Raw genomic sequence first — 7535 nt, forward strand, 5'->3', positions numbered from 1 at the left:
CCTAGCCTCACCTCACCACCCGCCCACACTCCGAAAGAGGCTCACCCATGGCCGTGAAGGAACCGCGCCCCGTGGCGTCCGATTCTCAGGCAGAATCGTCCGACTACCTGGCCAAGCGCACGCTCAGGACCGGCAGCGCGGGGTGGGTGCTGCTGGCCGGGTTGGGCGTCAGCTACGTCATCTCGGGTGACTACTCGGGGTGGAACTTCGGACTCGAGCAGGGCGGGTTCGGTGGACTGCTGATCGCGGGCATCCTCATCGCGGGCATGTACCTGGCGATGGTGCTGGGCATGGCGGAGATGTCGTCGGCGCTCCCGGCCGCGGGCGGCGGATACACGTTCGCCCGGCGCGCGCTCGGACCGTGGGGCGGATTCGCCACCGGCACAGCCATTCTCATCGAGTACGCCATCGCCCCCGCGGCCATCGCGACGTTCATCGGCGCCTACGTCGAGTCGCTCGGCCTGTTCGGGATCACCGACGGGTGGTGGGTGTACCTCGCCGTCTACGCCATCTTCATCGGCGTGCACCTCGCCGGAGTGGGTGAGGCGCTGAAGGTCATGTTCGTCATCACCGGCATCGCCCTCGTGGGCCTCGTCATCTTCGCCGTCGCCGCGATCTTCCAGTTCGACGCCTCCAACCTCACCGACATCGCCCCGACGGACGCCGCGGGCGCGTCGAGCTTCCTGCCGATGGGGTACCTGGGGATCTGGGCCGCCGTACCGTTCGCGATCTGGTTCTTCCTGGCGATCGAAGGCGTGCCGCTCGCGGCCGAGGAAGCGAAGGATCCGGCGCGCAACGTGCCGCGCGGCATCATCGCCGCCATGGCGGTGCTGCTGGTAACCGCCACCGCGATGCTGATCCTCGTGACGGGCGCCGGGGGTGCCGACGCGATGCAGGCGTCGGGCAACCCGTTGGTGGAGGCACTGGGAGACAGCGGCGCCGCGACGGTGGTCAACTACATCGGTCTGGCCGGTCTGATCGCGAGCTTCTTCTCCATCATGTACGCCTACTCCCGGCAGCTGTTCGCGCTGAGCCGCGCCGGCTACCTGCCGAAGTCGATGTCGGTGGTCAACAGCCGAAAGGCGCCGACGCTGGCACTGATCGTGCCCGGCGTCATCGGCTTCGCCCTGACGTTCACCGGCAAGGGCTCGATGTTGTTGAACATGGCCGTCTTCGGGGCGGCGCTGAGCTACGTTCTGATGATGGTGAGCCACATCGTGCTCCGTCGCCGCGAGCCCGACATGCCGCGCCCGTACCGCACGCCGGGCGGCACGGTCACGACCGGATTCGCGCTCGTCATCGCGGCCTTCGCCGTGATCGCGACGTTCCTCGTGGACAGCCAGGCGGCGCTGTGGTGCCTGGTCGTCTTCGCGCTCTTCATGGTCTACTTCGGCGTCTACAGCCGCCACCACCTGGTGGCCAATTCTCCGGACGAGGAGTTCGCGGCGCTCGCCGCTGCCGAGGACGAACTCGGGTGAGCACCTACCACCAGCAGATCTCGGGATCGACCTACACCTTCGACGGTCTCGTCGAGGTCATGGCGAAGGCCACCCCGGCGCGATCGGGCGATCAACTCGCAGGCTGCGCGGCGGAGTCGGACGCCGAACGTGCCGCCGCCGCCTGGGTTCTGGCGGATCTCCCGCTGCAGACGTTCCTCGACGAGCAGGTGGTGCCGTACGAGAGCGACGAGGTCACCCGCCTCATCATCGACAGCCATGACGCGCAGGCATTCGACGCTGTCTCGCATCTGACGGTGGGCGGTCTGCGGGACTGGTTGCTCACGGTCGCAGCGGAACCCGACAGCGCCCGGACACTGCGGGACGTCGCGCCCGGCCTCACCCCGGAGATGGTGGCCGCGACGAGCAAGATCATGCGTAACCAGGATCTGATCGCGGTGGCGCGGGCGGCGACGGTGATCTCGGCGTTCCGCACCACCATCGGTCTGCCCGGCACGATGGCCACCCGCCTGCAGCCCAATCATCCGACGGACGACCCGCACGGTATCGCCGCGGCAACGCTCGACGGTCTGCTGATGGGATCGGGCGACGCCGTCATCGGCATCAACCCGGCGACCGACTCACCCGCTGCGACAGCCGATCTGCTGTATCTGCTCGACGAGATCCGCCAGCGTTTCGAGATCCCGGTGCAGTCGTGTGTGCTCTCCCACGTCACCACCACCGTGGACCTGATCGGCAAGGGTGTCCCGGTGGATCTCGTGTTCCAGTCCATCGCCGGAACCGAGGGTGCCAACTCCAGTTTCGGGGTGACGGTGCCGATGCTCCTCGAGGCGAACGAGGCAGGAAAGTCGTTGCACCGCGGCACAGTCGGGAACAACGTCATGTACCTGGAGACGGGGCAGGGTTCGGCGCTCTCCGCGAACTCGCACGTCGGTACCGGAGGCAAGCCGGTCGATCAGCAGACGCTCGAGACCCGCGCGTACGGGTTGGCGCGGGCGCTCGATCCGCTGTTGGTCAACACCGTCGTGGGCTTCATCGGACCCGAGTACCTCTACGACGGCAAGCAGATCATCCGCGCCGGCCTCGAGGACCACTTCTGCGGCAAGATTCTCGGCCTGCCCATGGGTGTCGACGTCTGCTACACCAACCATGCCGAAGCGGATCAGGACGACATGGACACCCTGTTGACGCTGCTCGGTGCCGCGGGCGCCGCCTTCGTCATCGCCGTGCCGGGTGCCGACGACATCATGCTCGGCTACCAGAGCCTGTCCTTCCACGATGCCCTCTACGTCCGGCAGGTGTTGGGCCTCAAGCCCGCTCCCGAGTTCGAGGCGTGGATGCACCGGCTGGGGATGACAGACGACGCGGGGCGGGTCCTGCCCGTCGACGCCGCGTCGTCGCCGCTGCGAGCGCTGACGACGCCGGCATGAGCACACCGGACTTCTGGACCGACCTGCGTGTCACGACGCAGGCGCGCATCGGACTCGGCCGGGCGGGGGACGCCCTGCCGACGACGAGGGTGCTCGAGTTCCGGGCCGCCCACGCCGCGGCGCGGGACGCGGTCCACATGCCGCTCGACACCGACGGCTTCGCTCGGGAGATCGCGGCCGTCGGACTCGGCGATCCGGTGGTCGTGTCCAGCAGGGCGTCCACCCGCAGCGAGTATCTGCGCCGGCCCGATCTGGGGCGGCAACCCGAGGATCTGTCCGGCGTCGACACGGTCGACGCGGACATCGGCATCGTGCTGTGCGACGGTCTCTCCCCGCGGGCGCTGATGGATCACGGTGCGGGTCTGCTCGCTGCACTGAAGGACTCGCTGAGCACGTTCACGATCGCGCCCCCGGTCATCGCGACCCAGGCCAGGGTGGCCCTGGGTGACCATGTCGGTGCGGCGCTCGGGGTAGCGACGCTGATCGTCGTCATCGGCGAGCGTCCCGGCCTGTCGGTGGCGGACAGTCTGGGCATCTACCTGACGCACGGACCGAAGCCGGGTCGCAACGACTCCGAGCGCAACTGCATCTCGAACATCCATCCGCCCGGCGGCATGCACTACGACCACGCGGCGCGGGTGACGGCATCGCTGGTCGCGGGCGCGCGCACGCTCGGACGGTCCGGCGTCGACCTCAAGGACTCCTCTCGCGAACTGACCTGACCCGCGCACCGTTAGGGTCTGACATCGTGCTGCTGCAACGTGTGCGCGTCGATCCCGCGCGGGACGACCTCTCGGACGTCCGCATCGTCGGTGACCTGGTGAGCGAGATCTCGGCGCCCGGGGAGCGCCTGACTCCCGTGTCCGCCGAGACCGTCGTCGACGGGTGCGGGGGAGTGCTGCTGCCCGGGTTCGTCGACGGGCACCTGCACATGGCGCAGTGGGCGCTCGCACGCCGCCGTCTGGACGTCGGCGCGGCCACCGGCGCGCGGCACCTCGTCGACCTGCTGGTCCGGTCGGGTCTCACCGAAGACATTCGTGCCCAGGGGTTTCGGGGTGCGCTGTGGTCGGAGGCGCCGCACAAGGACATGCTCGAGGCCGCTCTGCCCGGCGTGTCCGTGGCGGTCACCAGCATGGACCTGCACACCGTCTGGCTCTCCCCGGCGCTGCTGCGCGAGCTCTCGATCGATCATCCCACCGGCGTCTTCCGCGATCACGACGCCATCGCGATCTGCAGCGCCGTCGACGCTCGGGTCGGGACGGACGTGCTCGACGGGTACGTCTGCGAGGCCACCGAGGATCTCGCCGCGCGGGGCGTCACCGAGGTCCTCGACTTCGAGTTCGACGACAACCTCACCGCGTGGACGCGCCGCTTCGCCTCCGGTCGCCCGGCGGTGCGGGTGAGTGCGTCGACGTGGCCGACGTGGCTCGAGGAAGCGCTGGCCGCCGGCCACCGGACCGGCGACGTCGCCGCGGACACGGGCGGCATGCTCCGCATGGGGCCGCTGAAGATCATGGCCGACGGGTCGCTCAACACGCGGACGGCCTGCTGCCACGACCCCTATCCCGACGCGGGCCACGCCGAGCCGGCGACGCACGACGCCGAGGCACACGGGCTGCTGCTCGTCGACCGTCCGGAGCTGGTGCGGTTGATCTCGCGAGCGGCGGGCGGTGGGATCGCGGCCGCGGTGCACGCCATCGGTGACCGCGCCAACACCGTCGTGCTCGACGCCTTCGAGACGGTGCGCGAGCTCATGGACTCGGGTGTCCTCCCCGTCGTCGGTGGACGCGTCGAGCACGCGCAGCAGGTCCGTCCGGAGGATCTGGACCGGTTCGCGGCTCTGGGCGTCGTCGCCTCGGTCCAGCCGCAGCACGCGGTGACCGATCGCGACGTCGCCGACGTCCTGTGGTCCGGTCGACGGTCGATCGCGTACGGCTACCACTCGCTGCACCGCCACGGGGCGCTGCTGCAGTTCGGGTCCGACGCTCCCGTCTCCCCGCCCGATCCGCGGTCGGCCGTCGCCGATGCCGTGTTCCGCACCGACGACGAGCGACCGTCCTGGCATCCGGGCGAGGCGGTGCCGGTGGACGTCGCACTGCGGGCGGCCTCGGGTGGGCGCGTCGGTGTCGACGTCGGATCCGCCGCCGACCTCGTCGTGCTCGCCGAGTCCCCGTACGTCCTGTCGAACGCCGACCTGAGGTCCGTTCCGGTGATTGCCACGATCAGCGGTGGGCGCGCGACCCACGTGTCCTGAGCCCGGGAAGGTCAGTGGTGACCCGAATGCGTTCCGACGTCGTCGAGAGAGACCGGTCCTCCGGTCGCTTCCGGTGGTGGCGGCGGTCCGTCGCCGAACACGGTGATCGTCATCGGCCCGTCGACGGGTATGTCGACGATTTGGGACGGCGACGGAACGCCGTTGTCGTCGACGACCGTCAGCAGATAGTGCCCCGGCGGCGCCTCGCCGATGTCGGGAACCACGATGGCCAGACCGGACACCGTGGGTGAGGTGCCGAGAGGAACGAATCGTTGGTCGACGCCCTGACTGTGGGTCACGTTGGGCAGGGAGATCAGGTTCGCCGACACGACCGGGCGGGTGTGGTCGACGGTCAGATCGACGGTTCCGCCTCGCCGCGAGTCGCCCGCGATCGCGACGATCGTGGGACGGTCGGCCCACGCCACGCGACCGTCGGGAGTACGGGTGAACAGGTGCGGCGGGTAGTACATCTCGACATTGAAGTTGTTCTCGGGTCCCGGTACACCACCGCCCCCGGTGAAGACACCACCGCTCGGCATCAACACCGCTGTCGAGTGGTAAGTACGGATACGGGTCGCGGACGCAGCCGGACGCCACGTCTCGGTGTTCGGATCGAAAATCTCACTTTCGTGGACGGCGCTGTCGCCGGTCACGCCGATTCCCGTTCCGCCGGTCACGAGTATCTCGCCGGAGGGGATCATCGTCGAGTTCAGCCAGTGCCGTCCGTGGGCCATCGGGGCCGTGGCACGCGCGCTCGGTGATGCGCCGTTGATGTCGACCAGGACCGTAGCCGTCGACGCGATGGCGTAGTCCACGTTCATCAGCTGACCGCCGCCGATCAGCGCGATGCGGCCGGGCGCGAACATGATCGAAGTCCCGGACACTCCGATCGAGTGCGGCAACCGACCGTGTTCCACGAGCGATCCACCGTCGGACGGGTCGAGCGACCACATCACGTCACCGGAAGCGCCGAAGACTGTCCCGTCCGGTGCGTTGTACGCCCGCGGATACCACCAATGGTTGTTCAGTGCGCCGAAGGCCATCGTCGACGTGGCGCCGGTCAACTGGCGCCACCCACCGTCGTCGGTACTGATCTCCGGTGTGATCGCCACCCGTGATTGGTCCCAGGGCGTGAGGTAAGCGTCGATGACCTGTTCCCCGCCGCCGAGAACGATCAGGGAGTCGTCGACGAGCCGTAGGACGGTCGGGTACCACCGAGGTTGTGCGAGGCGGCTACCGGTGACATGTTCGCCGGTGGCGGGGTCGTACATCATCGACGACGTGGTGGCGTTACCGCCCACCATCATGAAGCGGCCGTCCGACATACCGGCGAGGCCGTTGCAGAATGCGTCATATCCGTCCATGGACACGGTACGGGTGTGTGCGTCGTCATCGAATCCGGAGACCGGGTCCCACACGTCGAAGTCCATTCCCCGCTGACGGCTCACACCGGGTGGGGTCCCGAACGTCAGCAACCGGCCGTCGGGCTGAACGACCGCGGACAGCGGCACCACCGGCCACGGCTCGGACGGGGCGAACATCCCGCGTTCGTCCGCGTCGACGGACGGGGCCACTCGACCGAGTAGCGAGTCGGGCGGTTGCGTCAGTCCGAGTGCGTCCCGACCGACGGTGTACGCACCGACGGGCGCGGCCGATGACACCCGCGCCGGGATTCCGACGAGTGCGGTGACCGCGGCGACTCCCAGGCTCGCGAGAAACGCGCGACGTCCCAGTCCGATGTGCGGTTCGAAGTTCGCGTCGGACGACGAGGCGACGGGATCGCGGCGTGAGAACACATCGACCTCCGCAGTCGGGCCGACTGACGTCAGCACTGTGAACATGAACCTTCACTATGGCCGAAGAATGGCTCAAAAACAAACCGTAAGACCTAAAAATACGATGTGCAGGGTCGAGAAGACGCTCCCGAGCGCCATTGCCGGGGGTGCGGTCGGTGCCGCGGGCATGGTCCCCATCGGCCGACCCATCTTCATTCGTGAGCCATCCGAATGTCTGAGACAGTCACTGGAGGAGGCAGCCGCACACCGTGCGGATCAAGCGCCGGGACACCCTCGCCGGATTGGATCGCGGCGAGGCGATCCGCGTACGATCGAACGATGCCGAAACCGACCTCCCGGTGCCTGTGCGGCGGAAGGTGAACGGTGAGTATCGAGGTTTCGAGGGCATCCGACAGGCTGGATGTGGAGAGGAAAACGGGCAGGGGTGAGACGGTGCGACCGGTAACGCCAGGTCCGTCGTGAGCGATATGACGACGGTGCCGGTGTCGAGAATCGCGTCCGTGAAGGACTGGCGGAACGACCCGCCACGGCTTCGGGTGGTCCGTGGTGATCGCACGGAGCGGTCATCGACGATGAGTGTGAGGATGGTGCAAGAAGC

The 7535-nt window shown here is 68.3% G+C and carries 5 protein-coding genes; 4 read left to right on the top strand and 1 reads right to left on the bottom strand.

Annotated elements, in window-relative coordinates; translation table 11 throughout:
* Positions 1–47 precede the first annotated feature (47 nt).
* Genes eat through HQ325_RS14150 form a run of 4 tightly spaced genes read left to right on the top strand, consistent with a single transcriptional unit; the run spans position 48 to position 5141 of the window.
* Positions 48–1478: an ethanolamine permease gene (gene eat, locus HQ325_RS14135; protein WP_222630437.1), complete on the top strand. Its 1431-nt coding sequence runs from the start codon at positions 48–50 to the stop codon at positions 1476–1478.
* Positions 1475–2887, top strand: a complete 1413-nt coding sequence (locus tag HQ325_RS14140) for an ethanolamine ammonia-lyase subunit EutB (protein WP_222630439.1) — start codon at positions 1475–1477, stop codon at positions 2885–2887. Before eat ends, HQ325_RS14140 begins: the two co-directional genes overlap by 4 nt.
* Complete coding sequence (gene eutC, locus HQ325_RS14145; protein ID WP_222630441.1) at positions 2884–3609, top strand: ethanolamine ammonia-lyase subunit EutC; 726 nt, start codon at positions 2884–2886, stop codon at positions 3607–3609. Before HQ325_RS14140 ends, eutC begins: the two co-directional genes overlap by 4 nt.
* A gap of 26 nt (positions 3610–3635) precedes the next feature.
* Positions 3636–5141: an amidohydrolase gene (locus HQ325_RS14150; RefSeq protein WP_222630442.1), complete on the top strand. Its 1506-nt coding sequence runs from the start codon at positions 3636–3638 to the stop codon at positions 5139–5141.
* An 11-nt stretch (positions 5142–5152) separates the two neighbouring features.
* Here the strand turns inward: HQ325_RS14150 and HQ325_RS14155 are convergent, their stop codons facing one another.
* On the bottom strand, positions 5153–6982 hold the full coding sequence (locus HQ325_RS14155; RefSeq protein ID WP_222630443.1) for a galactose oxidase-like domain-containing protein: 1830 nt from the start codon (positions 6980–6982) through the stop codon (positions 5153–5155).
* Positions 6983–7535: the final 553 nt, after the last annotated feature.

This window comes from Rhodococcus sp. BP-349 (assembly GCF_019835845.1).
Taxonomy (GTDB): Bacteria; Actinomycetota; Actinomycetes; order Mycobacteriales; family Mycobacteriaceae; genus Rhodococcoides.

Bases quoted from the DNA above. Each gene is read 5' to 3' on its own strand.
- eat (WP_222630437.1), top strand. From the start codon at position 48: ATGGCCGTGAAGGAACCGCGCCCCGTGGCGTCCGATTCTCAGGCAGAA.
- eutC (WP_222630441.1), top strand. From the start codon at position 2,884: ATGAGCACACCGGACTTCTGGACCGACCTGCGTGTCACGACGCAGGCG.
- HQ325_RS14155 (WP_222630443.1), bottom strand. From the start codon at position 6,982: ATGTTCACAGTGCTGACGTCAGTCGGCCCGACTGCGGAGGTCGATGTG.